The sequence below is a fragment of the Azoarcus sp. TTM-91 genome, from assembly GCF_012911025.1.
In the GTDB taxonomy this organism is placed as follows: domain Bacteria; phylum Pseudomonadota; class Gammaproteobacteria; order Burkholderiales; family Rhodocyclaceae; genus Azoarcus.
In genome coordinates, this window is the sequence record NZ_WUEI01000004.1 from 54,957 (window position 1) to 80,640 (window position 25,684).

Below are 25,684 nucleotides of genomic sequence, written 5' to 3' on the forward strand. Positions count from 1 at the left end.
CGCAGCCTGAACGGCTTTCGGCCCCTGCCCGCGCGGGGATCAGAGGTTTTCCAGCCGCAGCCGGGTGACCTTGCCCTGCACCACCGGCAGCGCCTCGATCTTGGCGATGGCGGCGTTGGCGTTCTTCTCCACCGTCTGGTGGGTCAGCATGATGATGTCGGTCTGGGCTTCGCCCTCGGCCGGCTCCTTCTGGATCATCGCATCGATGGAAATCTGGCTGTCGGCCAGGATGCGGGTGATGTCGGCGAGCACGCCCGGCTTGTCTTCCACCCGCAGGCGCAGGTAGTAGGAAGTCACGACCTCTTCGATCGGCAGCACGGCAACGTCCTGCATCTGGTCGGGCTGGAAGGCCAGGTGCGGCACGCGGTGCTCCGGATCGGCTGTGTGCAGGCGGGTGACGTCCACCAGGTCGGCGATGACGGCCGAGGCGGTCGGCTCGGCGCCGGCGCCCTTGCCGTAGTACAGCGTGGCGCCGACGGCGTCGCCCTGCACCAGCACCGCGTTCATCGCGCCTTCGACGTTGGCGATCAGGCGCTTCTCCGGGATCAGCGTTGGGTGCACCCGCAGCTCCACGCCTTCGTCGCGGCGGCGGGCGATGCCCAGCAGCTTGATGCGGTAGCCCAGCTGTTCGGCGTAGGCGATATCCACCGCCTGCAGCTTGGTGATGCCTTCCACATAAGCCTTGTCGAACTGCATCGGGATGCCGAAGGCGATGGCGCTCATGATGGTCGCCTTGTGCGCGGCGTCCACGCCCTCGATGTCGAAGGTGGGATCGGCTTCGGCATAGCCCAGGGCCTGGGCTTCCTTCAGCACGTCGGCAAAGGGCAGGCCCTTGTCGCGCATCTCCGACAGGATGAAGTTGGTGGTGCCGTTGATGATGCCGGCCAGCCATTGGATGCGGTTGGCCGACAGGCCTTCGCGCAGCGCCTTGATGATGGGAATGCCGCCGGCGACCGCCGCCTCGAAGGCAACCATCACGCCTTTCTTCTGCGCCGCGGCGAAGATCTCGTTGCCATGCACCGCGAGCAGCGCCTTGTTGGCGGTGACGACATGTTTGCCGTTCTCGATCGCCTTCAGCACCAGCTCGCGGGCAATGCCATAGCCACCGATCAGCTCGACGACGATGTCCACTTCCGGGTCGGCGACCACGGCGAAGGCATCATCGCTCAGCTTCACCTCGTCGCCGGCCGCGACGCTGCGGGCCAGCTCGAGGTTCTTGTCGGCCACCGTGGTAATTCGGATCGGGCGCCCGGCGCGGCGGGTGATTTCCTCCGCATTGCGTTTGAGGACGGTGTAGGTGCCACCACCTACGGTTCCGATGCCCAGCAGGCCAACGTTGATCGGTTTCATTCAGTGCTTCCGTGTGTGTCGTTGAGAGTGATTCAGGTGCCGTGGCGCTTGCGGTAGCCGTCGAGGAAACGGGCAATGCGGCCGATGGCATCCCGCAGGTCATCCTCATGCGGCAGGAAGACCAGGCGGAAGTGGTCGGGCTTGATCCAGTTGAAGCCGGTGCCCTGCACCAGCAGTACCCGCTCGGCCTCCAGCAGCTCGGCGATGAAGGCCTGGTCATCGGCGATCGGGTACATCTCGGGATCCAGCCGCGGGAACATGTACAGCGCGGCCTTGGGCTTGACGCAGCTGACGCCGGGGATGGCGGTGATCAGCTCGTGCGCCAGGTCGCGCTGGCGGCGCAGCCGGCCGCCGGGGCCGACCAGGTCGTCGATGCTCTGGTAGCCGCCCAACGCGGTCTGGATGGCGTATTGGCCGGGCACATTGGCACACAGGCGCATCGAGGCCAGCATGTTCAGGCCTTCGATGTAGTCCTGGGCGTGGCGCTTGTCGCCGCACACCACCATCCAGCCGGCGCGGTAGCCGCAGGAGCGGTAGTTCTTGGACAGGCCGTTGAAGACGATGGTGAGCACTTCGTCCGACACCGCGGCCAGCGAGGTGTGGCTGGCGCCGTCGTACAGCACCTTGTCGTACACCTCGTCCGCATACAGGATGAGGCCGTGCTGGCGGGCGATGTCCACGATGCCGCGCAGCGTCTCTTCCGGATACAGCGCGCCGGTCGGGTTGTTCGGATTGATCAGCACCAGCGCGCGGGTGTTCGGCGTGACGCGGCTGCGGATGTCGTCCAGATCCGGCAGCCAGCCGTTGGCCTCGTCGCAGACGTAGTGCACCGGCGTGCCGCCGGAGAGGCTGACCGCGGCGGTCCACAGCGGGTAGTCCGGCGCCGGCACCAGCACTTCGTCGCCGGCATCCAGCAACGCGTTCATCGCCATCACGATCAGCTCGGACACGCCGTTGCCGATGTAGATGTCTTCCAGCGTCACACCCTTGATGTGCTTCTGCTGGGTGTAATGCATGATCGCCTTGCGCGCGGCGAAAATGCCCTTGGAATCCGAGTAGCCGGCCGAATTCGGCAGGTTGCGGATCATGTCCAGCTGGATCTCTTCCGGCGCGTCGAAGCCGAAGGAGGCGAGGTTGCCGATGTTCAGCTTGGTGATCTTGAGGCCCTCGTCCTCCATCTGCTTGGCGCGGACCAGTACCGGGCCGCGGATGTCGTAGCAGACGTCGGCGAGCTTGGCGGATTTCTTGACCGGACGCGGTACTGCGGCAGCGGCGGCGGCCTCGGCCTTGACCACCGGTTCCGTGGGTGCCATTGCCAGATTCAGAGTCTTCGCCGCATTCATGTCCGTAGGGTCCTGTGTCATGGAGGTTTGGCACGCATCGGTGCCGGGAAAGCGCGGACCGCCTTCCGGCCGCTGCATCGCAGCTGCCGCCCCCGGCGGGCGCCGCGCGCCGGATCGGGGGAAAAGAGTGCTATCTTAGCCCCGCCCGCCGCAGCGCGGCAATTGACGCGGAGCCCCCTGCACTCCGCCCGGACCACCCGCCATGAAGCTCAATCTGGATCGCAATTCCACGGCCAACGTCGTCACCGGCTACGGCCCCGGCCACCTGCTGATCAACAAGGTGCGCCACGATGGCAACCTGTTGCTCACCGCAGACCGCGTCGTCACCGGCTGGGCATCCGGCGGCTTCGCCGCCCTCACCGCGGAAGACTTCGCCGCAGTACGCGACCTCGGCACAGAGATCGTCATCGTCGGCACCGGCGAGCGCCAGCGCTTTCCCTCCCCCGCCTTGCTGCGGCCGCTGATCGATGCCCGGGTGGGTTTCGAGATCATGGACCTGGCGGCCGCCTGCCGTACCTACAACATCCTCGTCGGCGAAAGCCGCTCGGTGGCGGCGGCGCTGATGTTCGACCCGGCGGGCTGAACGCGGCGTCATTCCGCCAGGCCTCCGGGGCGCGATTGTCAGCCGCGCCCTTTGTCCATTACGCTGCGGTCAGGCCAATCACAGGAGGCAACATGACCGCAACGTCCGCGCCAGATTTCAGCCTTGCCGCCACCGGCGGCAGCACCGTGGCGCTCTCCGCGCTGCGCGGCAGCAAGGTGGTGCTGTACTTCTACCCCAAGGACAACACCCCCGGCTGCACCAACGAAACCAAGGATTTCGGCGCGCTCCATCCCGCCTTTGCCGAGGCGGGCTGCAAGGTCTTCGGGATTTCCCGCGACAGCCTCAAGTCGCATGAGAACTTCAAGGCCAAGCTGGAACTTCCCTTCGACCTCATTTCCGATCCCGAGGAGACCGCCTGCAACGCGTTCGGCGTGATGAAGATGAAGAACATGTACGGCAAGCAGGTCCGCGGGGTGGAACGCAGCACCTTCGTGATCGCCGCCGACGGCACTATCGCCCGCGAATGGCGCGGCGTGAAGGTTGCCGGCCATGCAGAGGAAGTCCTCGCCTTCGTCCGCTCGCTCTGAGTCCCCCTGGGCCGGGCGAAGCTCTCCGCCGCACATGCACGCAGCACCCCGATCGCGTACGGAGAAACGACCCGGCCAGCCCCTCCCTTCCCGCCAGCCAGAGGTCATCGATGCCAGCAGCAGCCACGTCCAAGAAAGAGAAAGCCGCCGCTCCCCGTGCCCGGCGCACGGCCGGCGCGGCGAAGACCAAGCTCTTCGTGCTCGACACCAACGTCCTGATGCACGACCCCACCAGCCTCTACCGCTTCGAGGAGCACGACATCTACGTGCCCATCATGACACTGGAGGAACTGGACAATAACAAGAAGGGCATGTCCGAAGTCGCCCGCAACGCCCGCCAGGCGAGCCGGATGATGGATGAGATCGTGTCCTCCTGCCTCGACAAGATGGAGGCCGGCATCCCGCTCAAGGAGCCGTCCCACGACCTGGCCACCGGCAAGCTCTTCCTGCAGACCGAGGCCATCAACGTCACCCTCCCCGCGGCGCTGCCCACCGCCAAGGGCGACAACCAGATCCTCGCAGTGGTGATGTTCCTCGCCGAGCGCTTCCCCGGCCGGCCGGTCATCCTGGTGTCCAAGGACATCAACATGCGCATCAAGGCCCGCGCCCTCGGCCTGGACGCGCAGGACTACTTCAACGACAAGGTGCTGGAGGATACCGATCTCCTCTACACCGGCACCCGCGAACTGCCGGCGGACTTCTGGGAGACCCACGGCAAGGGCATGGAGTCGTGGAAGACCGAGGGCCGGACCCTGTACCGGCTGAAGGGCCCGCTGGCACCCAACCTGCTGATCAATGAGTTCCTCTACCAGGATGGCGAAACCCCGCTGGAGGCCTGGGTCAAGGAGAAGACCGGCCGCACGGTGGTCATCGAAACGCTGATCGACTACAGCCACCAGAAGAACAACGTGTGGGGCATCACCTCGCGCAACCGCGAGCAGAACTTCGCCCTCAACCTGCTGATGAACCCGGAAATCGACTTCGTCACCCTGCTCGGCCAGGCCGGCACCGGCAAGACCCTGCTGACCCTGGCCGCCGGCCTCACCCAGGTGCTGGAGACTAAGCGTTACTCCGAGATCATCATGACCCGCGTGACCGTGCCGGTGGGCGAGGACATCGGCTTCCTGCCGGGTACCGAGGAAGAGAAGATGGCGCCGTGGATGGGCGCGCTCGAGGACAACCTCGATGTGCTCAACGGCACCACCGGCGAGGGCGGCGACTGGGGCCGCGCCGCCACCCGCGACCTGATCCGCAGCCGCATCAAGATCAAGAGCCTCAACTTCATGCGCGGCCGCACCTTCATCAACAAGTTCCTCATCATCGACGAAGCGCAGAACCTGACGCCCAAGCAGATGAAGACGCTGATCACCCGCGCCGGCCCTGGCACCAAGGTGGTCTGCCTGGGCAACATCGCGCAGATCGACACGCCCTACCTCACCGAAGGCAGTTCCGGCCTCACCTTCGCGGTGGATCGTTTCAAGGGCTGGCCGCATTCCGGCCACATCACGCTGCAGCGCGGCGAGCGCTCCCGTCTCGCCGACCACGCGGCGGAAGTGCTGTAAGGCAGTGCCCCCGGCAGCAAGCGAGCAAGGGCCGCCGGGGGCAACTGCTTTATTTCTAAAATACTACGCAACAAAGCAAAATCCAAAAAATCAAATAAAAATCAAAAGCCTGAGAATCGAGAAGCACACTTTCGGCGCTGAAACCCGCTGAAGCGCCTGTTTTCCCCTGCTACACCTCGGGTTATGATCCGCGCGCATAAGTAAAACTACGATTGACGGAGCTGCCAGAACGCTGAAAGCCGCGTCTCCATTGGCTGCGCTTGCTGCTCCGCCCCCTGACTGGAGTTTGCAGCACCCCATGGACATGCGCGCAACACGTCCTCCGCCTGCCGCCCCCGAGGCGGCCTGGCCCCAGGAACGCTTTCTCGACCCGAAACGCCCAATCGTCACCAAGACCGACCTGGAAGGCCGCATCACCTACGCCAACCCGGCCTTCGTCGCCATCAGCGGTTTCTCCCGCGAAGAGCTCATCGGCGCCCATCACAACATCGTTCGCCATCCGGACATGCCCAAGGCGGCCTTCGCCGACCTGTGGCGCACGGTGCAGGCCGGACATCCTTGGCGTGGGCTGGTGAAGAACCGTGCCAAGAACGGCGATTTCTACTGGGTGGATGCCTATGTCACCCCCCTGACGGAGAACGGCAGGGCGATCGGCTACATGTCCGTTCGCAACGCCCCCAGCACTGCGGACCGGGAGGCCGCCGCCGTGCTGTATGCCGCGGTTGCCAAAGGCAAGCAGCACCTGCCGCCCACCCCGCTGGAGAGTGGCATGCCACTGGGCTGGCTGAGCGGCGGCGGCCTGGCCCTGATCACCTTGCTGGGCGCGGGCAGCGCCTTCAGCTCCGGCTTCGTCTCCTTCAGCCTGCTGGCCCTTCAATTGGTGGCGGCGGTCGGGCTGTGGCTGCTGCTGCGGGCCTCGGTGAGCTCACCGCTGCAGGCTGCGCTGCAGCTCTTCCGCCAGGTCGCGGAAGGCGACCTCAAGGCGGAAATCACCGCCCGCGGCTGCCGCGAGCTGAGTGCCCTCCTCACCTCGGTGCGCTCCATGCAGGTCAGCCTGCGCGCCCTGATAGGCGACGTGGTGTCCTCCGCTGGCGATACCGCCCGCGAGGCGGGAATGCTCCACAGCAATGCCAGGCGCCTGCAGCAGGGCTCGCAGGAACAGGCAGACCAGATCTCATCCTCGGCCGCGGCCATGCAAGAGCTGGCGGTATCCGTCAGCGAGATCGCCGGCACCACCGACAGCAGCGCGCGCGAAGCCGGGGAAGCGTTGCGGGTCACCGAGGACGGCCAGCGCAACATGAACCATGCGGCCGACACCACCCACAAGGTGGCAGACGCGGTGGCGGACAACGAGCGCATGCTGGACGCGCTTTCCGAGTCGGTGGAAAAAATAGGCGCGGTGGCCGCCTCAATTAGCCAGATCGCCAAGCGCACCAACCTGCTGGCGCTGAATGCCGCCATCGAGGCGGCCCGCGCCGGCGAGCAGGGCCGCGGTTTCGCGGTGGTGGCGGGAGAAGTAACCGAACTGGCCGGCCAAACGCAGCAAAGTACCGAGAGTATCGCCAGCCTGGTGGCGGAGATCAGCGAACGCCGCGCAGACGTGATCGCCAGCATGCGCTCGCTGCGCGAGGGCGTCGCCGACAGCGTCGGCACCATACGCACGGTGGTTTCCGAGCTGGAGGTCATCTCCCGGGCCAATACCGCGGTGGCCGGCAACGCAGTGGAAGTCCAACACATGCTGCGGCAGCAGGAGCAAGCCTCCACCGAAGTTGCCAACATCATGGAGCGGATGAGCAGCCTGACCGACGACAACCTGGACGCGGTCGGCCGGGTCGAGCAGGCGGCCGGCGCACTGGAAACCACCTCCCGCGAGTTGCAGCTGCTGGTCGGGCACTTCGAGCGCCGCATGTGACGCCGGCCCCCGCCGGCATCGTGTCTTCATCCGGCTGCGCGGCTCCGCCGCCCGGAACTTGCGCCAGATCAGTCAAGGCGGGAGCGCCAACCCTATAATCCGCCGTATTCCATTTGCGGATCGCGCCATGACCGCCACCGCCGCCGAAATGCTGGTCGGAGCCAGTTCGGACTTCCTCAAGCGCTTCTCCCCCTTCAACCGCATGGAGGCGGATGCGCTGGCCTTCCTCGCCGAACGCGCGGTGCTCGTCTTCCACCCCAAGGGCAGCGCCATCCTCACGCCCGAGATGGGCCAGGCGCGCAATTTCCACATCGTCCAGCGCGGCAAGGTCCAGGCCCGCCAGGTAGGGGCGACCACCGTCACCGAGTACGCCAGCATGACGCTGGGGCCGGGCGAGTGTTTTCCCATCGGCGCCATCTCCGCCGCCCGCCCCTCCACCAACAGCTACCTGGCGGTGGAAGACAGCTTCTGCTTCCAGATCGGCGCCGAGGATTTCCTGCAACTGATGCAGATGAGCCCGGTGTTCCACCTCTTCTGCACCCAGTACATCGCCAGCCTGCTCAACCAATCGCGGCAGCAATTGCAGACAACCTTCACCCAGCGCGCCGCCGAACAGCAGACGATGACCACGCCGCTGGGCCAGCTGGTGAAGCAAACGCCCATCCACGTCGCGCCGGAAACACCCACCCGCGGCGCGCTGGAGAAAATGGCCGAACACCATATCGGCTGCATCGTGGTGGCGGATCAGGACAGCCGGCCGGTCGGCATCCTCACCCAGAGCGACCTGCTGCCACGGGTAGTCTTGCCGGGCTTCGAGCTGTCGCGCCCCATCAGCGAAGTCATGACCGCCAATCCGCACCAGCTCCCCGCCAGCGCCTCCGCCTACGACGCCGCGCTGGAGATGGCCACGCACGGCGTGCGCCACCTGCTGGTGACGGATAACGAGGGCAAGCTGAAGGGCGTGGTGTCGGAGCGGGATCTCTTCTCCCTGCAACGCATCAGCCTGCGCCAGATCCGCGCCGGCATCGACAGCGCACAGGACGTGGAAGCGCTGCAGCGGGCCAGTCGCGACATCCGCGCGCTAGCGCTCAACCTCATCGCCCAGGGCGTGGGCGCGGAACAGCTCACCCAGTTCATCTCCGCCCTGAACGACGCCCTCACCCGCCGCATCATTGCCCTCGCGCTGGAACGGCACGACCTCTACGGCATAGACCACGCCTGGTTCGCCTTCGGCTCCGAAGGCCGCCATGAGCAGACGCTGTCCACCGACCAGGACAACGGCATCATCTGGCAATGCCCCGAGTTGCAGGACGTGGAGCGCATACGCCAGCGCCTCATCGCCTTCGCCCGCGAGGTCAACGAGAGCCTCGCCGCCTGTGGCTTCCCGCTGTGCAAGGGCAACATCATGGCCAGCAACCCGGAACTGTGCCTGACGCTGGACGAATGGAAGGAGCGCTTCGGCCACTGGATACGCGAGCCCGACCCCCAGGCCCTGCTCAATGCCTCAATCTTTTTCGACTTCCGCGTGCTCCACGGCAACGAACGCTTGGGCGACCAACTGCGCCACTGGCTCAACCGCAACGCCCGCAACACCCCCGCCTTCCTGCGCATGATGGCCTCCAATGCCCTGCAGGTGTCGCCACCGCTGGGCCGCATCCGCGACTTCGTGCTGGAAGACGATGGCACCATAGACCTGAAGACCTGCGGTGCCCGCCTCTTCGTCGACGCCGCCCGCATCCTAGCCCTGCGCACCGGCGTAGACTCCAGTTCAACCGCCCAGCGCCTGCGCCAGGCTGCCACCCGCCTGGGCGGGCAGCCGGAGGAAGTCGCCGCCATCCTCGACGGCTTCCACTTCATCCAGTTGCTGCGGCTACGCTCCCAGCACCTGGAAACCGAACACGGCGCGCCCGGCGACAACAAGATCAACCCCGACAGTCTCAACGAACTGGACAGGCGCATCCTCAAGGAGGCCTTCCGCCAGGCGCGCAAGATCCAGCTGCGCCTCAAGCTGGATTACCAGCTATGAGCAACTGGCTCACCCGCCTGCTGTCCGGCAGCGCCCGCCCCAACACCGAGCTGCCGCACTTCGAAACCCGCTATGTGGTGATGAACACCGAGGCCAGCGGGCTGAATCCCGACTGCGACCGCCTGCTCGCGGTCGCGGCTCTCGGGATCGAAGACGGCGTCCTCGACCCCAAGGACAGCTACTACGCGGCCACCACGCCGTCCGCCGACGCGGCCCTCGCCGGCCTGCTCGATTTCATTGACGGAAAACCGGTGGTCGCCTACAACGCCGACCTCCAGCGTGCGCTGCTCGGGCGTGCCCTGGGCAATCGCGCGGACGCCTTGGCGCAGCCGCTGTACCTGGACCTCTACTATTTGCTGCCTGCCCTCTTCGGCGAGAAACGTGACCTGCCCAGCCGACTGGCGGACTGGATGGCACTGTTCGAAATCGAAACCTTCCAGCGCCATCATGCGCTGGGCGACGCTTGGGCCATTGCCCAGCTCTTCCTCGCCGTCCAGGGCCGGGCGCTGAGCCAGGGACTGGCCACCGCCAGTGCCCTGGCGGAGGCCGAGCACACGTATCGACAGCTAAGACGGCAGGCATAGCCGCCCCGTGGCACCGGCCACCTCCCACGCCACCGCCCACCTACTTCGGGGGATTTGTTTCACGGCGGGTAAGCGTTTACACCTACGCCACCGATGCGTATAGTCCGGCCGATGCGCTTCCGGCCAACCCTCCTCACCCTCGTCCTTTCCGCGGCACTGCTCTCACCGGCGCAAGCCCATGAAGCCACGGTTCCGGCCCCGGAAGAGGCTCACGGAACGCTGATGTCGGAGTACTCGGATGCGGTCCAGGACCTGGTCAACCAGGGCATGAGCTACCTCGGTATCCGCTACCGCTTTGGCGGTACCTCTCCGGAAACCGGCATGGACTGCAGCGGCCTGGTGCAGAACGTGTTCCGCAACGCGGTCGGCCTTGACCTTCCGCGCACGGCCCGCGAAATGGCCTCGCTGGGCGACAAGATAAACAAGCAGGAGTTGAAGCCGGGCGATCTCGTCTTCTTCAACACCATGCGCAAGGCCTTTTCCCATGTGGGCATCTACATGGGTGAAGGCCGCTTCCTCCACGCCCCCGCCCGCGGTGGCGAAGTCCGCATCGAAAACATGTCCACTGCCTACTGGGCCAAGCGTTTCAACGGCGCCCGCCGGCTGGTGAACGAAGAAGAGACGCTGCCGCTGGGCCATTGAGGCCAGCGGCAGCGTCTCTTCCAGCTGCCCGCATTCAGTCCTTTCAAGGCTTTCGCCTCATTTCTTGCGCTTGCTGCCCTTGCAGCTGCCATTGCATGCGCCGCAATCCTCGGTGATGCGCTTGCCCAGGGCCTGCTGCAGCGCACACACCGAACGCCGACAACAAACGAACATCACGCCTTCCCGGCTGGCAGCTTCGCGGAAGCGCTGCATCACGTTGTGGCCGAGGAAGTCGGTGAACAGGATCACCATCTGGATGCCGGAGGGCAGCGGAGCTGTGCGCCGCTGATGGCTGCTGTCGCGGCCACTCACATGCGCAGCGATGCTGATGCCAAATTGCTGCAGGACGTCCGGGATATTGCCGAGGCGGTCAGCGCCAACGATCAGTGCGTTCATGCGATCTTCCTGTATGCGAACAATTCTCATCCGCATCATGACCGCAAACCCCAGCCATTGCAACTGAGAATTTGTATCATTACCAACTAGAGTGTTTTCCCGGCCTGCCTTCCCGCCGTTCAAGGCGCGCGCCAGAGAGAAAAAACCATTTTTTTACAATGGGATAAATGCTCGGCAGGCACCCGATGCATAATCCCCAAGACGAGCATCCTCCTCGCTGCGCCATGCCCCTCTTCCACCGCAACGCCCTGATGTTCGCCTCTTTCCGCCCGCGCTCAGCGCAGCCGCCAGCCTTCAGTCAGCGGAGTGAGCGATGATTCCCTGGCTTACCGACCGCCCCTTCTTTCCCCCGGTCGAGCACGCACTGGTGGAGCCCAACGGCCTGCTCGCCGCCGGCGGCCGGCTGACGCCGGAATGGCTGCTCGCGGCCTACCGGCGCGGCATCTTTCCCTGGTACAGCGCCGGCGAGCCCCTGCTGTGGTGGAGCCCCAACCCGCGCTTGGTCCTGCAGCCCGCAGCCATCCGCATTTCCCGCTCGCTGCGCAAAGTCCTGCGCAGCAATCGTTTCGAAGTACGCGTGGACACCTCCTTCGAAACGGTGCTGAGGGAATGCGCCGCCCCACGCGAACCGGGCGGCGGCACCTGGATCACATCGGAGATGCAGGCCGCCTACTGCGACATGCACGAACTTGGTTACGCCCACAGCGTGGAATGCTGGCGCGACGGCAGGCTGGTCGGCGGCCTCTACGGCATGGCGCTGGGCCGCGCCTTCTTCGGCGAATCCATGTTCTCGCGCGAAAGCGACGCATCCAAAGTGGCACTGGCTCACCTGGCGCGCTTCCTTGAGCGGCGGGAATATGCCGTGATAGATTGCCAGATGACCACCGCCCACCTGCTCTCCATGGGCGCGCGCGAAGTGCCGCGGCGTGAGTTCTGCGCCGGCCTCGCCCGCTGGACCCACGAGGGAGAACCGCCCGCACGCTGGAACAACGAGGCGCTGGTGGACATCGACTGGACCTGACGGAGATTGCTCGAGGCCGAGCGCGAAGAACGATGCAGCAGGACTACCCCTATGCGCTGATCCAGTTCTACGCCACCGCGCCCTACGCGTGCTCCTACTTGCCCGACCGCATGGCGCGATCACAGGTCGCCACCCCGGGCCACCTCATTGATCCACAGGTCTACAGCGAACTGGTGCGCCGCGGCTTCCGCCGCAGCGGCGTATTCACCTATCGCCCGCACTGCGACCACTGCAACGCCTGCGTGCCGGTGCGCATCCCCATCGCCCGCTATGAGCCGGACCGCAGTCAGCGTCGCGCCGGCAAGCGCCACGCAGACCTGGTCACCGACGAACATCCGCTGGTGTTCTCCGAAGAACATTACACGCTGTATCAGCGCTACCAGGCCTCCCGCCATGCCGGCGGCGGCATGGACCAGGACAACCGCGAGCAGTACGCCCACTTCCTGCTGCAGAGCCATGTGGACACCCGGCTGGTGGAGTTCCGCGAGGACGGCGTGCTGCGCATGGTGAGCGTGATCGACCGCCTCACCGACGGACTCTCCAGCGTCTACACCTTCTACGACCCGGAGGTGGCGGGCAGCGCCTACGGTACTTACGGCATCCTGTGGCAGATCGACGCCTGCCGGCGGCTGCGGCTACCCTATCTCTATCTCGGCTACTGGATAGGCGAGAGCCGCAAGATGGCCTACAAGGCGCGCTTCCAGCCGCTGGAAGGCTATCGCGATGGCGACTGGCGCCTGCTGGACACCTCCGCCCACGAAAGTTGAGCGTCGGTAGCCGGTGGTTCGCCGAGCAAGACGCGAATCGTTACAATCCCGCGATGCTCTACGACCTCGCCCGCCCCCTGCTGTTCTCGCTGGATGCCGAGACAGCCCACGAACTGGCCATCGCCTCCCTCAACCTCGCCGGCCGCGCCCTGCCCGCCTGCAGCACCGAGGCCTCCGATCCGATAGAGGTGATGGGCCTGCGCTTCCCCAACCGCGTCGGCCTCGCCGCCGGCCTGGACAAGAACGGCGAGGCGATAGACGGCCTCGCCCGCCTCGGCTTCGGCTTCCTCGAGATCGGCACGGTGACGCCGCGGCCGCAGCCGGGCAACCCGCGCCCGCGGTTATTCCGGCTGCCCGAGGTGAAAGGCATCATCAACCGCATGGGCTTCAATAACCACGGGGTGGATGCGATGGTGGCCAACATCCGCGCCGCCAAGTTCAAGGGCATCCTGGGCGTAAACATCGGCAAGAACCTCACCACGCCGCTGGAAAACGCTTTCGATGACTACCGCCTGTGCCTGGAGAAGGTCTATCCGCTGGCGAGCTACGTCACCATCAATGTGTCCTCGCCCAACACCAAGAACCTCCGCCAGTTGCAGGGCGGCAGCGAGCTGGACGATCTGCTCGGCCGGCTGAAGGCGGAGCAGCAGCGCCTGGCCGAGCAGCACGGCCGCTATGTGCCGCTGACGCTGAAGATTGCGCCCGATCTTGATGCGGCCCAGATCGTCGAGATCGCCGACGCGCTGCGCCGCCACCGCATCGACGGCGTCATCGCCACCAACACCACCGTGTCGCGCGAAAAGGTGCAGGGACTGCGCTACGCCGAGCAGCAGGGCGGCCTATCCGGCGCGCCGGTGTTCGAAGCTTCCACCGCGGTGGTCGCCCAGTTGGCCCGAGCGCTCGGCGGCGAGTTGCCCATCATCGCCGCCGGCGGCATCACCGACGGCCGCTGCGCCCGCGCCAAACTGGAAGCCGGCGCAGCCCTGGTCCAGCTCTACAGTGGACTGATCTACCGCGGCCCCGGCCTCGTCCGCGAGTGCGTACGCGCCACTACTGAAGCGCTGGCCGCCTGAGCCCGGCCACCGAGGGCGCAAACCAGCCCACGGACCGCCCGATGAGCCCATCGCCAGCCTCGCTCTCCCGTGGCCTCCTCTGCCACGGGCTTGAGCCGCCCGCCCCGGCGGCGCGATAATCCGCCGATTCCAGCCTGCCCCGGGGCCATGAGCCATTACCTCTTCATCGTCATTGGCGCCGTGCTCGTCAATAACGTCGTCTTCGTCCGCATTCTTGGCCTCTGTCCCTTCATGGGCGTATCCAAGAAGCTGGAGACCGCGGTCGGCATGGGGCTGGCGACCACCTTCGTGCTCACACTGGGCGCCGGCAGCAGCTACCTGATAGACCACTACCTGCTGCAACCGAACGACCTCGCCTATCTGCGCACGCTGTCCTTCATCGTCGTCATCGCCGCCATCGTCCAGCTCACCGAGCTGGTCATCCAGAAAAGCAGCCCGCTGCTGCACCAGGTGCTGGGCATCTACCTGCCACTGATCACCACCAACTGCGCGGTGCTGGGCATTCCGCTGCTGAACGTCGGCATGGGCCACGACCTGCTGGAATCGCTGCTGTTCGGCTTCGGCTCGTCCGCTGGCTTCACCCTGGCGCTGATCCTGTTCGCCGGACTGCGCGAACGGCTGGAAGGCGCCGACGTGCCGGGGCCGTTCAAGGGCACCGCCATCGCCATGATCACTGCCGCCTTCATGAGCCTCGCCTTCATGGGCTTTGCCGGGCTGGACCATTTCCACTGAACGGCCCGCGCCACGAATCCCGCCATGCTCTCCGCCCTGCTCGTGATGACCGGTATCGCCCTGGCAATCGGCGCCGCGCTGGGCTACGCCGCGGTGCGCTTCCGCGTCGAGGGCGACCCGCTGGTGGAGAAGATAGATGCCATCCTGCCGCAGACGCAGTGCGGCCAGTGTGGCTACCCCGGCTGCAAGCCCTACGCCCAGGCCATCGCCGGCGGCGAGGCGGAGATCAACCAGTGCCCGCCTGGCGGCGAGGAAGGCATACGCAAGCTGGCCGACCTCCTCGGCCGCGAGGTCAAGCCGCTATCGGAAGAACATGGCGTCGAGAAGCCGAAGGCGGTGGCGGTGATCGACGAGCAGACCTGTATCGGCTGTACCCTGTGCATCCAGGCCTGTCCGGTGGATGCCATCGTCGGCGCCGCGAAGCAGATGCATACCGTGGTCGAGAAGCTGTGTACCGGCTGCGAGCTGTGCGTGGCGCCCTGTCCGGTGGACTGCATCAGCATGGTGACGCAGGCGGAAACCGTGCAGACCTGGAAGTGGCGCTACCCGGTGGTGCCACTGCGGGTCGAAGGGAAACGGGCGGCATGAGGGCGCTGCGCAAGCTGTTCTCCTTCAACGGCGGGGTCAAGCCGGCACCGCACAAAGCGGCTTCCATCGCCGAGCCCATCGCCATCGCCCCGCTGCCGGAACGGTTGATGGTGCCCCTGTGGCAGAGCACCGGTGCGGCGGCCTTGCCACTGGTGCAGGCTGGCGACCGGGTACTCAAGGGCCAGCGCATCGGTGCGGCGGACGGCGGCCTGTCGGTCGCGGTACACGCACCAAGCTCCGGCACCGTGCTGGAGATCGGCCCGCAACCCATGGCGCACCCATCCGGCCTGCTGGCACCCGCCATCGTGCTGGCGACGGATGGCGAGGAGCGCTGGACAGAGCTGGAGCCGGTCAATGTCGGCGGCACGCCGCCGGACGCCCTGCGCGACATCCTGCGCGACGCCGGCATCGTCGGCCTGGGCGGCGCCGTCTTTCCCAGCCACCAGAAGCTGCGCCCCGGCGCGCATGGCACCCGCACGCTGATCATCAACGGCGCCGAATGCGAGCCCTTCATCACCTGCGACGACATGCTGATGCGGGAACGCGCTGCCGGCGTCCTGCGCGGGGCGATGCTGATGAAGCACATCCTGCAGGCGCGGGAAATCCTCATCGGCATCGAGGACAACAAGCCCGAAGCCCTCGCCGCCATGCGGGCCGCAGCCGGCAGCGAGGCGGAGGTCGTCGCCGTGCCCACCCGCTATCCGGCTGGCGGCGCGAAGCAGTTGATCCGGGTACTCACCGGCATCGAGGTGCCGCATGGCCGGCGCTCCACCGATTACGGCGTGCAGTGCTTCAACGTCGGCACCGCCTTCGCCATCCATCAGGCACTGGACCACGGCCAACCGCTGATCTCGCGCCTCGTCACCGTGGCCGGCAACGTCGCCCGGCCGCGCAACTACGAAGTGCTGATCGGCACGGCGATGCGGGAAGTAGTGGCACTGGCCGGCCCCCGCCCGGACACCAACCGCTACATCATGGGCGGCCCGATGATGGGCCTGCCAATGCCCGGGTTCGACGTGCCAGTGGTGAAGGCCACCAACGCCATCCTCGCCGGCAGCCCGACGCTGTTCCCGCCGGCGCCGCCGGAGCAACCCTGCATACGCTGCGGCGACTGCGCCCGCGCCTGCCCGGCCGACCTCCAGCCGCTGGAACTCTACTGGTTCAGCCGCGCCCGTAACTTCGGCAAGGCGCAGGAATACCACCTGTTCGACTGCATCGAATGCGGCTGCTGCGCCTACGTCTGCCCAGCCCACATCCCGCTGGTGGATTACTACCGCTATGCCAAGAGCGAGGTCTGGGCGCGCGAGCGCGAGAAGGAGGCCGCCGACGCCGCCCGCCAGCGCTTCGAGTTCCGTAACTTCCGCCAGGAACGCGAGGACAGCGAGAAAGCGGCCAAGCTGGCCGCGCGCAACGCGGCCGCCGCAGCGGCCGCCCGCGCCGCTGCCGACAGCCCTGCGCCCAGCGCGACAGCCGCTGAGCCGGCGGAGCCAGCCGCCGAAGGTCAGAAGAAAGCGCTGATCGCCGCCGCCCTGGCTCGTGCCCAGGCGCAGCAGGCCGCTGCACCGCCACGCAACACCGACGACCTGAGCGCCGAAACGCAAGCCGAAATCGCCGCCATCGAAGCCCGTCGCCAGGAACCCGCCACCACCGCCAACATCGCCGGCGGCGACGCCACCGGGACTTCCGCCACGCCAACGGCGATGCCCGCCGCGGCCGACAAGAAGAAGGCACTGATCGCCGCCGCCCTGGCCCGCGCCCAGGCGCAGCAGGCCGCCGCGCCGCCGCGCAACACCGACAAGCTGAGCGCCGAAACCCAGGCCGAGATCGCGGCCATCGAAGCCCGCCGCCAGCAAGCCGCCCGCCTTCCGCCCGAGCCTGCACCGGAACCGCCGCGAGAGCCGCCGCTGGAACCACCGAAATGATGCACTCCCCCTTCCTGAGGCCCGCTCCAGGCGTGCGCGGCGTGATGCTGACGGTGCTGCTGGCGCTGCTGCCGGGCATCGCCGTCTATGCCTGGCAGTTCGGTGCCGGCATCCTGGTCAATCTGCTGCTCGCCAGTTGCACGGCGGTGGCAGCCGAAGCCGCGATGCTGCGGCTGCGCGGCCGCGCCGTCGGGCTGGCGGTGGGCGATCTCTCCGCCCTGGTCACCGCCTGGCTGGTCGCGCTGTCGCTGCCGCCGCTGGTGCCCTGGTGGCTGACGGTGCTGGCGGTGCTGATCGCCATCGTCGCCGCCAAGCACCTTTACGGCGGCCTCGGCCAGAACCCATTCAACCCGGCAATGGCGGCCTACTGCGCGATGATCGTCGCCTATCCGGCGTTGATGTCGCAGTGGCCGGCGCCCGGCCAGCTGGATTTCGGCGCGCAACTGGATCTCATCCTCGGCGGCCCGCGGAACATCGACGCCATCAGCAGCGCCACCGTGCTGGATGCCCTGCGCACCGGCCTGCGCACGCCCGGCGCCACGGTGGATGCGCTGCGCCAGACCTCGCCCTTCGGCGCCGTCGGCGGCAGCGGCTGGGAGTGGGTGGGCGCGGCCTACCTGCTCGGCGGCTTCCTGCTGCTCGCCCGCCGCGTCATCACCTGGCACATGCCGCTGGCCTTCCTGCTCACGCTGGCGCTGGTGTCCGGCGTAGCCTGGTTGATACATCCCGCGCAATTCGCCCCGCCCTGGTTCCACCTCGCCTCCGGCGGCACGCTGCTGGCCGCCTTCTTCATCATCACCGACCCGGTTTCCGGCGCCACCACGCCGCGCGGCAAGCTCATCTTCGGCGCAGGCATCGCCCTGGTGGCCTGGCTCATTCGCAGCTTCGGCGCCTATCCGGAAGGCATCGCCTTCGCCGTGCTGCTGATGAACATCTGCGTGCCGCTGATCGACATGAAGACCCAACCGCCGGTCTTCGGCCACCGCGGAGGCGAATCTCCATGAACGCCGAGCTCCCCGGCAAGGGCCCGAACGCGGCCCGGACGGCGTTGCGCACCGCCGCCATCATGCTGCTGTTCACCCTGGTCTTCACCGCGGTCATGGCCTACACCTATCACGCCACCCGGCCAGCCATCGAGGCCTCGCGGGAGCAGGAACAGATGCGGCTGGTGGATGAGGTGCTGCCGCCGGGCAGCTATGACAACGCCTTGCTGGAAGACTACGTGGTCGTCGGCAGCAGGCCGCCGCCTGGCGTGGACAAGGGCGCCCGCATCTGGCGCGCCCGCCGAGCCGGAGAGCCCGTCGCGCTGGTGATCGAGGCGCTGGCGCCGGACGGCTACGCTGGCCGCATCGCCCTGCTCGTTGCCCTCGGCGCCGATGGCCGGGTGAGCGGCGTGCGCGTCACCGCCCACAGGGAGACGCCGGGCCTGGGCGACTACATCGACCCGCGCAAGGACCGCGACAAGCATTCGCCCTGGATCGCCCAGTTCGCCGGCCGCAGCGACGAGCCCGCCAGCTGGCTGCCGACCAAGGACGGCGGCACGCTGGCCTATCGCAGCGGCGCCACCATCAGCGCCCGCGCCGTCGGCCAGGCGGTGGGCCGAGCAGCCGGCTGGGCCCGCGCCCAGGGCCGGCAGCTCTACGACGCCCCCGCCGGCAGCCGGCTACCCTGAGGAAGGCACCATGACCCGTCAGGAATTCCGCGAACTCGCCCACAACGGACTGTGGAAGCAGAACCCCGGCCTCGCTCAACTGCTGGGCCTGTGCCCGCTGCTGGCCATCAGCACCAACATGGTCAATGCGGTCAGCCTCGGGCTGGCGACCATCCTGGTGATGGCGCTCTCCAACCTGGCGGTGGCCTGCCTGCGCAACTTCATCCCCTACGAGATTCGCATCCCGGTCTTCATCCTCATCATCGCCGCCCTGGTCACCGTGGTGGATCTGGCCTTCAACGCCTACTTCCACAGCCTCTACCTGGTATTGGGCATCTTCATCCCGCTGATCGTCACCAACTGCATCGTGCTCGCCCGGGTGGAGGCCTACGCCGCCAAGAACCCGGCACTGACCTCAACAGTGGACGCCATCATGATGGGCACCGGCCTGCTGGGCGTACTCGCCGTCCTCGGCGGCCTGCGGGAGTTGGCCGCCAGCGGCACCCTGCTGGCCGGCATCGAGATGGTGTTGCCCGGTGCCAGCGGGCTGCAGGTCTTCGGCGACGACTACCCCGGCTTCCTGCTCGCCGCGCTGCCGCCGGGCGCCTTCTTCACCCTCGGCTGCCTGATCGCCGCTTACAACGCCATCAACCAGCGCCGTGCCGCCCGCCGCCTGCAAGCGCCCGCCCCATCGGCGGACGGTCAGCAGGCCGGCGCGAGCGCCCCGCTCACTTCCTGACCGCCGCCTACGATGCCCACGATGAAACGCGACGCGATACGTGAATTCTTCCGCCGCCTCGCCGAAGCCAACCCGGAACCCAAGACCGAGCTCGAATACGGCAGCGCCTATCAGCTGCTGGTCGCCGTCGTCCTCTCCGCCCAGGCGACGGACAAGGGGGTGAACATCGCCACCCGCAAGCTGTTCGCCGCGGCGCCGACGCCCGAGGAAATGGTGAGCCTGGGCGAGGCCGGGGTAACCGAATACATCAAGACCATAGGCCTGTTCCGCAACAAGGCGAAGAACGTGGTGGCGCTGTCCCGCCTGCTGCTGGAGCGCCACGGCGGCGAAGTGCCGCAGCAGCGCGAGGCACTGGAAGCCCTGCCCGGCGTCGGCCGCAAGACCGCCAACGTGGTGCTCAACACCGTGTTCCGGCACCCGGTGATGGCGGTGGACACACACATCTTCCGCGTTGCCAACCGCACCGGCCTTGCGCCTGGCAAGGACGTGGTGGCGGTGGAACAGGCGCTGCTGAAGCGCGTTCCCAAGGACTACCTGCTGGACGCCCACCACTGGCTCATCCTGCACGGACGCTACGTCTGCGTCGCCCGCAAGCCCCTGTGCGGACAATGCATCGTGCGCGACCTGTGCTGTTTCCGTGACAAGACCGCCTGAAGGCGGCCGCCCCCCAGGAGAACTGCCCCATGTTCAATCCCAGCCGCGACCAGGTCCGCTCCTTCTTCATCGAGGCCTGGCGCAAGCACCGCGCGCATGAAGTCCTGACCCCGCTGGAAGCGATCGCCGCCGACATCATCGGCCTGCATCCGGAGTACCACGCCGTGGTGGAAGACCCGGACGCAATAGACCGCGACTTCAGCCCGGACGATGGCCAGCTCAATCCCTTCCTCCATCTATCGCTGCACCTTGCCATCGAGGAACAGCTGTCCATCGACCAGCCGCCGGGCATACGCGCCGCCTTCAATACCGCTTGCGAAAAGCGCGGTAGCCGTCACGATGCGATGCACGACGCGCTGGAATGCCTGGGCGAAACGCTGTTCGACGCCCAGCGCAAGGGCGGCCAACCGGATGGCGCGGCCTATGTCAGCTGCGTGCTGAGGCGGGCACAGCGCCACTGAAGCGCCCCTCGGATATCCGCAATTGCATATCCCAAAAGGCAGAATGAAGAATGGCCGGCCGCCCACTCCGGGCATGAAAGCCTTTCCACCGGGGAAACGCCAATGTCTTCATTCCGCCTTTGCTTCGGTGTCTGGCTGCTTGCCCTGGCACCCATCGCCGCAACCGCCTTCGCCGCCCTGCCCGCCCAGGCCAAGGAAATCGTCGTCGGCCAGGTCGCACCCTTCTCCGGTTCGCAGGCTGTCACCGGCAAGGCCATCCACGCCGGCGCCAAGCTCTATATCGACCATGTGAACGGCCAGGGCGGCATCAATGGCCAGCAGATCCGACTGGTGACCCGCGACGACGCCCAGAAGCCGCAGGAAACCGTGCGGCTGGTGAAGAGCCTGGTGCAGGAAGAAGCGCCGGTGGCGCTGCTGGGCACAGTGGGAACAGACAACGTCAAGGCCCTGATCGACGACGGCGTGCTGGTGCGCAGTTCGCTGCCGCTGGTCGGTGCGGTGTCCGGCGCCAGCGCGGTCATCGGCGCGCCCGCAGTATTCGTGGTCAAGGCCAGCTACCACGACGAGGTGAGCCGGCTGTTCGAGAAACTCTCCAACCTCACCATCACTCGGGTCGGCCTGGTTTACCAGGACGATGCACTCGGCCAGGACGTGCTCGCCGGCGCCGACAAGGCCGCGGCCAACCGCGGCATCCAGCTGTTGGCCAAAGTCGGATACCCGCGCAATACCACCGAAGTAAGCACGGCGGTGATCGAGATGCTGAAAGCGGAGCCGCAGGCCATCTTCCTCGGCGCCACAACCGCCGCCGCCATCGAATTCGTCCGCCAATACCGCGCCCGGGGCGGCCTGGCGACGATCTACGGGCTCTCCATCATCGACACCCAGCAGTTGCTGACCCAGCTGGGGCCGGAGACGGCCCGCGGCTTTGCCTTCTCGGTGGTGCTGCCGCTGGAAAGCCAGCACACGCTGGCGGTGAACCGGGAGTACCTCAAGCTGAAGGCCGGGGCGCAAAACCCCGATCTGTCGGCCCGCTCCATCGAAGGCTTCATCGCCGCCAAGGCACTGGTCACCGCCCTGCGCCAGAACAGCTCGGCAGGCAACCCGCTGCGGGCGCTGCAGTCCATGCGCAGCCAGGATCTGGGCGGCTACATGCTGGACTTCGGCACGCCTGGCCGCCCCGGCTCGGCGCTGGTCGACTTCGCGATGATAGGCAGCGGCGGCCGCATCATCCATTGAGGGCAAGGCCGGTCCGGCCGGCCGCAGCGATTCAGATCGCCAACTTGATCAGCGGGCGCAGCAAATCGATTTCTACCTTGTGCTCGGCAAGGCTCAGCTGGTAGGCAACCGCGATCAGCCGCGCCCTCGTCGCCAGGGAGAGCTGGCGCGGCAGATTGGCTACTTCCAGCTCCACCGCCTCCACGCACGCCTCCAGCAGATCCACCGCGATCACCGGCTCGCCAGCCGCAACCTCAACCGCCCGCCGGCCGGTCAATACATACAGCACGTCCACACCTTCACCGGCAATCGCCGCCAGGTAGGCCGCCCCAGGTAGGCGCTCCCCTTTCTCGTATTTCAATTGCGCTTGCTTCTGCACCCCTGCAAGCGAGCCGAAGTCGGCCTGGCTCATACCCAGACGCAACCGCTCACTCCTGAGCCGTTCTCCGATGGAGCCCATTCACATCCTGAAAGAAGTTGACAGGTACGCATTCGCGTATCACTATCTGAATTACGTAAGCTATTTGGAACCCCCATCCGGAGTATTCCGTCCTGCACCGTCATGCCAGAGCGCACGAACCTGAGCCCGAGCAATGTCGTTCAGCACGGGCTGCAACTCATGGCGGTCTATGCGAATTCCGCGGAATCCGCTGCCGCCCGTTTTCTGGAAGGCCGGATAGCCGATCTTGAAGTTGCCGCCCAGACCATAGAACGCGACGCGGCCGCACTGAATACGACCTACACCACCATTGCGCGTCTGCTCGAGTTCGCCAATGCACCGCATGAGCATCACATCCGCCTGGCGACGGCGCGTGACGCCCACCGGGATCGTCTGCACGCCTTGAATATCGGCATCTTTAGGGAATACCTGAAGAGAAGATCAGGCTAAGCCTTTCCGCCCCCCTTGTCGGGGCACTGCGTCATACCCATCGATGGATTCGGGCGCAGGCACGCCCCACCGCGCCGCGCGCGCAGACGCGGCGGGCCAGGAACGAATTATCCGCCCCCCGGCGCGAAAAAACCCTGCTGCCGCAGGGCTTCTTATCACCGCTTGACGAACAGCCCCTGCTGACTCGCGAACCACGCGGCGAGATCCGCCATGTCCTGCCCGGACAGGGCCTGCACCTGCGCCGCCATGATCGGATCCTTGCGCTTGCCCGACTTGTAGTCATGCAAGGCCTGCAGCAGATAGCCCTCGTGCTGGCCGGCGATGCGCGGGAAATCCACCGTCTGGCTGTTGCCATCGGCCCCGTGGCAGGCGGCGCAAACCGCGGACTTTTCCTTGCCAGCCGCCGGATCCGCAGCCTCCGCGGGCAAGGCGTGAAGCCAGGCCGGCAACAATGCAACCGACAGGGCGAGCACTGGTCGGGGGAGGACGATGCGGGCGCTCATTTCCCACCTCCGTAGTAGGCGGCGAGGTCGGCCATGTCCTGGTCGCTGAGTCCACCGGCAATGCCCCGCATGGTGGGATGGCTGCGTGCGCCGCTCTTGTAGGCCTGCAGTGCCCGGACGATGTACTCCGGATGCTGTCCTCCCAACTTGGGAACCGGGTACACCTCCGGAAAGGAAGTACGGTAACCCGGTATGCCGTGGCAGCCGATGCACATCGAAATTTTTCCTTTCGCCGCTTCGGCATTTCCTTCGGCCGCGTTCGCGGAACTACAGGTGAGTGCCACGCCTAGGGCCAGAAGCAGATGTCGCTTGAGCATGCAGCCTCCTCCGTGTGGGTTGGATGCCGTTTCCGGCACCTTGGACGCACCCGGCTTCTTCTCGGACCAGGGTCCGGCGACGGGCGGCGTACCGTCTAAACCTAGTCCTATAATCGCCGACTACTAATCAGAGGATTCCCCGATGTCCCGCTCCCAGCCCCAACTGCGCTTCGAAGGCTCCAAGGATTACATCGCCACGCCGGACCTGATGCTGGCGGTGAACGCCGCGATCAACCTGCAGCGGCCGCTGCTGATCAAGGGCGAGCCAGGCACCGGCAAGACCATGCTGGCGGAGGAAGTGGCCGCCGCCCTCGGCCTGCCGCTGCTGCAGTGGCACGTCAAATCCACCACCAAGGCCCAGCAGGGCCTGTACGAGTACGACGCGGTTTCCCGCCTGCGCGACTCCCAGTTGGGCGACGACCGCGTCCGCAACATCTCCAACTACATCGTCAAGGGCGTGCTGTGGCAGGCCTTCGAGGCGGAACAGCCGACAGTGGTGCTGATCGACGAGATCGACAAGGCGGACATCGAGTTCCCCAACGACCTGCTGCGCGAGTTGGACCGGATGGAATTCCACGTCTACGAGACGCGCGAGTTGGTCCGCGCCCGCCACCGCCCCATCGTCTTCATCACATCCAACAACGAGAAGGAGTTGCCGGACGCCTTCCTGCGCCGCTGCTTCTTCCACTACATCCGCTTCCCGGACAAGGAAACGATGCAGCGCATCGTGGATGTGCACTTCCCCGGCATCCGCCAGGCGCTGCTCAACGAAGCGCTGGAGGTGTTCTTCGGCCTGCGCGACGTCCCCGGCCTGAAGAAGAAGCCCTCCACCTCCGAACTGATCGACTGGCTGAAGCTGCTGGTGGCGGAGGAGATTCCGGCCGAAGCGCTGCACAGCAAGGATGGCAAGGTCTCCATGCCGCCGCTGGCCGGCGCGCTGCTGAAGAACGAGCAGGACATGCATCTGTTCGAACGCTTGGTGTTCATGGCGCGGAACAATCGCTGAGCCCGGAGGCCCGCCGTGCTGATCGACTTCTTTCTCCACCTCAAGGCCCGCAAGCTGCCGGTGTCCACCCGTGAGTACCTGAATTTGCTCGATGGCCTGCGGCAACATGTATGCGGCCAGTCGCTGGAGGAGTTCTACTACTGGTCACGCATCTGCCTGATCAAGGATGAATCCCTCTACGACCGCTACGACCAGGCCTTCGGCGAGTACTTCAAGGGCGTCACCGAACTGCCTGGGCTGGCGCAGGAACTACCGGAGGAATGGCTGAAGGCGGCCGCGCGCAAGTACCTCAGCCCGGAAGAGCAGGCCCGCCTCGAGAAGCTGGGCTGGGACAAGCTGATGGAAACGCTGCGCCAGCGCCTGGAAGAACAGAAGGAGCGCCACCAAGGCGGATCCAAGTGGATAGGCACCGGCGGCAGCTCGCCCTTCGGCAACAACGGCACCCACCCGGAGGGCATCCGCATCGGCGGTGACTCCGCCGGCAACCGCAGCGCGGTCAAGGTCTGGGAGCAGCGCGAGTTCCGCAATCTGGACGACCAGGTGCAACTTGGCACCCGCAACATCAAGGTCGCACTGCGCCGCCTGCGCCGCTTTGCCCGCGACGGCGCCGCGCAGGAGTTGGACCTGGACGGCACCATCGCCGCCACCGCCCGCAACGCCGGCTGGCTGGACCTGATGATGCGGCCGGAACGCCACAACTCGGTAAAGGTGCTGCTATTCCTGGACGTCGGTGGTTCGATGGACGACCACGTCAAGGTCTGCGAGGAGTTGTTCTCCGCCTGCCGCAGCGAGTTCAAGCACCTGGAGTACTTCTACTTCCACAACTGCGTATACGAAAGCGTGTGGCGGGACAGCCGCCGCCGGCACAGCGAACGCACCGCCCTCGCCGACGTGATCCATCGCTACGGGCCGGACTACAAGCTGATCTTCGTCGGCGACGCCACCATGAGCCCCTACGAGATCATGCACCCCCACGGCTCCATCGAACACATGAACGCCGAGCCCGGCGCCGCCTGGCTACGCCGTCTGCTGGATGCCTATCCGGCCGCTGCCTGGCTCAACCCCGAGCCGGAGCGCCTGTGGGAGTACCGGCAGTCCATCGGGCTGATCCGGCAACTGGTAGCGGAGAGGATGTATCCGATGACGCTGGATGGGCTGACCCGCGCGATGCGAGCCCTTTCACGCAAACACTGAGCCGCC

At 66.4% G+C, this 25,684-nt stretch carries 28 protein-coding genes; 22 read left to right on the plus strand and 6 right to left on the minus strand.

Annotation, left to right across the window (positions count from 1 at the left end; genetic code table 11):
• Positions 1-39 precede the first annotated feature (39 nt).
• Entirely contained in the window at positions 40-1,350 is a 1,311-nt protein-coding gene (locus tag GRF61_RS02255) for a homoserine dehydrogenase (RefSeq protein WP_169149108.1), read from the minus strand.
• Between the two features lie 32 nt (positions 1,351-1,382).
• Positions 1,383-2,693 carry a pyridoxal phosphate-dependent aminotransferase gene (locus tag GRF61_RS02260; RefSeq protein WP_169149109.1) on the minus strand — a complete coding sequence of 437 codons (1,311 nt, stop codon included), beginning with the start codon at positions 2,691-2,693 and terminating at the stop codon, positions 1,383-1,385.
• 202 nt (positions 2,694-2,895) lie between these two features.
• On the opposite strand from GRF61_RS02260, the gene GRF61_RS02265 reads away from it, so the two are divergent.
• The 7 genes from GRF61_RS02265 (at position 2,896) to GRF61_RS02295 (ending at position 10,550) form a co-directional block, all read left to right on the plus strand.
• The gene (locus tag GRF61_RS02265) at positions 2,896-3,276 is read left to right on the plus strand and encodes an Mth938-like domain-containing protein (protein WP_169149110.1); all 381 of its coding nucleotides are present in this window, start codon (positions 2,896-2,898) and stop codon (positions 3,274-3,276) included.
• A gap of 92 nt (positions 3,277-3,368) precedes the next feature.
• A complete protein-coding gene (locus GRF61_RS02270) occupies positions 3,369-3,824 on the plus strand; it encodes a peroxiredoxin (protein WP_169149111.1) in 456 nt (151 codons plus the stop codon).
• Positions 3,825-3,934: 110 nt separating this feature from the next.
• Positions 3,935-5,386, plus strand: coding sequence for a PhoH family protein (locus GRF61_RS02275; RefSeq protein ID WP_211165689.1), 1,452 nt, complete (start codon positions 3,935-3,937; stop codon positions 5,384-5,386).
• A 298-nt stretch (positions 5,387-5,684) separates the two neighbouring features.
• Entirely contained in the window at positions 5,685-7,298 is a 1,614-nt protein-coding gene (locus GRF61_RS02280) for a PAS domain-containing methyl-accepting chemotaxis protein (protein WP_169149112.1), read from the plus strand.
• A gap of 127 nt (positions 7,299-7,425) precedes the next feature.
• Positions 7,426-9,324 (plus strand): DUF294 nucleotidyltransferase-like domain-containing protein, encoded by a 1,899-nt coding sequence (locus GRF61_RS02285; protein ID WP_169149113.1) that lies wholly within the window; start codon positions 7,426-7,428, stop codon positions 9,322-9,324.
• Positions 9,321-9,908 (plus strand): 3'-5' exonuclease, encoded by a 588-nt coding sequence (locus tag GRF61_RS02290; protein WP_169149114.1) that lies wholly within the window; start codon positions 9,321-9,323, stop codon positions 9,906-9,908. Before GRF61_RS02285 ends, GRF61_RS02290 begins: the two co-directional genes overlap by 4 nt.
• 111 nt (positions 9,909-10,019) lie before the next feature.
• A complete protein-coding gene (locus tag GRF61_RS02295) occupies positions 10,020-10,550 on the plus strand; it encodes a C40 family peptidase (protein WP_169149115.1) in 531 nt (176 codons plus the stop codon).
• 57 nt (positions 10,551-10,607) lie between these two features.
• On the opposite strand, the gene GRF61_RS02300 is transcribed toward GRF61_RS02295, so the two are convergent.
• Positions 10,608-10,946, minus strand: coding sequence for a DUF2325 domain-containing protein (locus tag GRF61_RS02300; RefSeq protein ID WP_169149177.1), 339 nt, complete (start codon positions 10,944-10,946; stop codon positions 10,608-10,610).
• 313 nt (positions 10,947-11,259) lie between these two features.
• Here GRF61_RS02300 and aat point away from each other — a divergent pair, with 313 nt between their 5' ends.
• The 12 genes from aat to GRF61_RS02360 all read left to right on the plus strand — a co-directional run bounded on the left by aat (position 11,260) and on the right by GRF61_RS02360 (position 21,790).
• Positions 11,260-11,967, plus strand: coding sequence for a leucyl/phenylalanyl-tRNA--protein transferase (gene aat, locus GRF61_RS02305; protein ID WP_169149116.1), 708 nt, complete (start codon positions 11,260-11,262; stop codon positions 11,965-11,967).
• A 32-nt stretch (positions 11,968-11,999) separates the two neighbouring features.
• A complete protein-coding gene (locus tag GRF61_RS02310) occupies positions 12,000-12,734 on the plus strand; it encodes an arginyltransferase (RefSeq protein WP_169149117.1) in 735 nt (244 codons plus the stop codon).
• A 53-nt stretch (positions 12,735-12,787) separates the two neighbouring features.
• On the plus strand, positions 12,788-13,807 hold the full coding sequence (locus GRF61_RS02315; RefSeq protein ID WP_169149118.1) for a quinone-dependent dihydroorotate dehydrogenase: 1,020 nt from the start codon (positions 12,788-12,790) through the stop codon (positions 13,805-13,807).
• A 147-nt stretch (positions 13,808-13,954) separates the two neighbouring features.
• Complete coding sequence (gene rsxA / locus GRF61_RS02320) at positions 13,955-14,539, plus strand: electron transport complex subunit RsxA (protein ID WP_169149119.1); 585 nt, start codon at positions 13,955-13,957, stop codon at positions 14,537-14,539.
• Positions 14,540-14,563: 24 nt separating this feature from the next.
• Positions 14,564-15,127 carry an electron transport complex subunit RsxB gene (gene rsxB, locus GRF61_RS02325; protein ID WP_169149120.1) on the plus strand — a complete coding sequence of 188 codons (564 nt, stop codon included), beginning with the start codon at positions 14,564-14,566 and terminating at the stop codon, positions 15,125-15,127.
• Entirely contained in the window at positions 15,124-17,049 is a 1,926-nt protein-coding gene (rsxC, locus tag GRF61_RS02330; protein ID WP_169149121.1) for an electron transport complex subunit RsxC, read from the plus strand. The genes rsxB and rsxC overlap by 4 nt, the downstream gene beginning before the upstream one ends.
• Positions 17,046-18,053 (plus strand): RnfABCDGE type electron transport complex subunit D, encoded by a 1,008-nt coding sequence (locus tag GRF61_RS02335; RefSeq protein WP_169149122.1) that lies wholly within the window; start codon positions 17,046-17,048, stop codon positions 18,051-18,053. Before rsxC ends, GRF61_RS02335 begins: the two co-directional genes overlap by 4 nt.
• The gene (locus GRF61_RS02340; protein WP_169149123.1) at positions 18,050-18,721 is read left to right on the plus strand and encodes an RnfABCDGE type electron transport complex subunit G; all 672 of its coding nucleotides are present in this window, start codon (positions 18,050-18,052) and stop codon (positions 18,719-18,721) included. The genes GRF61_RS02335 and GRF61_RS02340 overlap by 4 nt, the downstream gene beginning before the upstream one ends.
• A 10-nt stretch (positions 18,722-18,731) precedes the next feature.
• A complete protein-coding gene (locus GRF61_RS02345; RefSeq protein ID WP_169149124.1) occupies positions 18,732-19,439 on the plus strand; it encodes an electron transport complex subunit E in 708 nt (235 codons plus the stop codon).
• Positions 19,440-19,460: 21 nt separating this feature from the next.
• Positions 19,461-20,093 carry an endonuclease III gene (gene nth / locus GRF61_RS02350; protein ID WP_169149125.1) on the plus strand — a complete coding sequence of 211 codons (633 nt, stop codon included), beginning with the start codon at positions 19,461-19,463 and terminating at the stop codon, positions 20,091-20,093.
• Between the two features lie 29 nt (positions 20,094-20,122).
• On the plus strand, positions 20,123-20,554 hold the full coding sequence (locus tag GRF61_RS02355) for a DUF1841 family protein (RefSeq protein WP_169149126.1): 432 nt from the start codon (positions 20,123-20,125) through the stop codon (positions 20,552-20,554).
• Positions 20,555-20,656: 102 nt separating this feature from the next.
• Complete coding sequence (locus GRF61_RS02360; RefSeq protein ID WP_169149127.1) at positions 20,657-21,790, plus strand: ABC transporter substrate-binding protein; 1,134 nt, start codon at positions 20,657-20,659, stop codon at positions 21,788-21,790.
• A 31-nt stretch (positions 21,791-21,821) separates the two neighbouring features.
• On the opposite strand, the gene GRF61_RS02365 is transcribed toward GRF61_RS02360, so the two are convergent.
• Positions 21,822-22,229 carry a helix-turn-helix transcriptional regulator gene (locus GRF61_RS02365; protein ID WP_169149128.1) on the minus strand — a complete coding sequence of 136 codons (408 nt, stop codon included), beginning with the start codon at positions 22,227-22,229 and terminating at the stop codon, positions 21,822-21,824.
• Between the two features lie 102 nt (positions 22,230-22,331).
• Between GRF61_RS02365 and GRF61_RS02370 the strand changes: the two genes are divergently transcribed.
• Positions 22,332-22,658: a hypothetical protein gene (locus GRF61_RS02370; protein WP_169149129.1), complete on the plus strand. Its 327-nt coding sequence runs from the start codon at positions 22,332-22,334 to the stop codon at positions 22,656-22,658.
• A 155-nt stretch (positions 22,659-22,813) separates the two neighbouring features.
• Here the strand turns inward: GRF61_RS02370 and GRF61_RS02375 are convergent, their stop codons facing one another.
• Both GRF61_RS02375 and GRF61_RS02380 read right to left on the minus strand, forming a co-directional pair.
• The gene (locus GRF61_RS02375) at positions 22,814-23,161 is read right to left on the minus strand and encodes a cytochrome c (RefSeq protein ID WP_169149130.1); all 348 of its coding nucleotides are present in this window, start codon (positions 23,159-23,161) and stop codon (positions 22,814-22,816) included.
• Entirely contained in the window at positions 23,158-23,478 is a 321-nt protein-coding gene (locus tag GRF61_RS02380) for a cytochrome c (RefSeq protein WP_169149131.1), read from the minus strand. Before GRF61_RS02380 ends, GRF61_RS02375 begins: the two co-directional genes overlap by 4 nt.
• Positions 23,479-23,620: 142 nt before the next feature.
• Between GRF61_RS02380 and GRF61_RS02385 the strand changes: the two genes are divergently transcribed.
• Together GRF61_RS02385 and GRF61_RS02390 are read left to right on the plus strand one after the other, a co-directional pair.
• Entirely contained in the window at positions 23,621-24,484 is an 864-nt protein-coding gene (locus GRF61_RS02385) for a MoxR family ATPase (RefSeq protein WP_169149132.1), read from the plus strand.
• Between the two features lie 15 nt (positions 24,485-24,499).
• Entirely contained in the window at positions 24,500-25,678 is a 1,179-nt protein-coding gene (locus GRF61_RS02390) for a VWA domain-containing protein (RefSeq protein ID WP_169149133.1), read from the plus strand.
• The last annotated feature ends 6 nt before the right edge of the window (positions 25,679-25,684 follow it).